This is a genomic window from Haloferula chungangensis (assembly GCF_042664875.1).
GTDB classification, from domain to species: domain Bacteria; phylum Verrucomicrobiota; class Verrucomicrobiia; order Verrucomicrobiales; family Akkermansiaceae; genus Haloferula; species Haloferula chungangensis.
Genome location: NZ_JBHTBS010000048.1, coordinates 1 through 1,355, shown reverse-complemented (window position 1 = coordinate 1,355; position 1,355 = coordinate 1). Strand labels below are relative to the sequence as shown.

Below are 1,355 nucleotides of genomic sequence, written 5' to 3'. Positions count from 1 at the left end.
GATAGGTCGCCGCGACCCCGTGTCGTGGCGATAGCCCACGAGTTGAACCAGACACACCACCTCTCTCTCAACCCTCAATTTGGCCTGAAATGCTGTGTCCGGATCAACCGGCAGCCATAGGGTCTCGCTAGAAAAATTGAAGGCCATAGGGTTATCAGAGCGCAACCAACCCCTATGCCTGTAGAACTGGCAAGAATTCCACATATTATCACATGGACCCACTCTTTTTAACTGCCCTTGTCTCCGTAATCGGATCTGTAAGTGGGATTGCTGGTGTCCTGATCGGATCTAGGATTGCAGCCAATGCCGCAGACAGAGCATCCAAATCCGCCGAGCGGCAGCACTTCCGAGAATTGGGGATGCAGTTCGCCATGGTCAATTTTGAGTGCTGCGTCAAGATGGCTGAACGAGCTTCCGACAACAGGGGTATTGATTGCTCTATCCCACCCCTTAGGTCGTTTGTCATACAGGGCCTCAAGGTCATGGATGTCGTTTCGGACCCAAACCTCAGCACGAAAGCGATGATCAAGAAGATCGCTGAATGTGAGGATTTTGCCGACGCCATCACTCGCGCAGCAATGGCCCGCTAACAAAATGAAGGAAGCGAACAAGCCGTGCATGCCGACGCCGATAAGCCGCTTTGTTGAATTTTGGATTCTAATACGGGATTGGAGTTGCTTTGATTATCGGGCCGCTGAGGACGCGGCATCACATCAAACGTTGGCCCAAAAAGATCCCCGGATCACTTCTCGTGGAGCCCTCCCTTAAAACTCAATGTATAGTAGGAGACAGCTAGCTAAGTGGGAACAAAGCCTCTTTGTGCGAACTGGATTATTTGGCCAACTTTGCGCAGTAGGGATTGGGTTCGCCTTTGGACAGATCGTGGTTTTCCCCTTTCTGGTTATCACAGTCTTTGTTGCGTCTCTTTTCTATGAGTTCCCAGGTCTTCAAGATGGGCGTAAACTTGGTCCAGAGTTTGTTGAGTATTGGATCATTATGGGATGCCATTTGGCCTTTGGGGTAGCTGGCTCCGTCTTCCTATGGCGGAAGTATTTTAGACGAGATGGCTACGCGAATGAAGAGACCGCAACCAAGCTTTAGTCGAAAAGTCCTGGCCAACAAGGCGTGCGACGACGACGCCAATCAGCGGCTTTGTTGGACATTGCCAGGAGTGCTTCGGTCTGCTTTCCTTGAGTCGGAAGCGCCGCCTTCGGGGCGCGCGTCCACATCAAACGTTCGGCAGAAATTTCGAAGCCAAGCCATGATCCTCTCCAAACCATGTCGGGAGCTTAAGGAAGCTGTGAAGTTCTCCTTCGCCATCCAGATCCCGCTGATGTTGCTGGCCGGATTTGCAG

At 51.8% G+C, this 1,355-nt stretch carries 1 protein-coding gene; it reads left to right on the top strand.

What is annotated here, in order from left to right:
* Window positions 1-212 precede the first annotated feature (212 nt).
* The gene (locus ACFQY0_RS21100; RefSeq protein WP_379717010.1) at window positions 213-590 is read left to right on the top strand and encodes a hypothetical protein; all 378 of its coding nucleotides are present in this window, start codon (window positions 213-215) and stop codon (window positions 588-590) included.
* Window positions 591-1,355 lie beyond the last annotated feature (765 nt).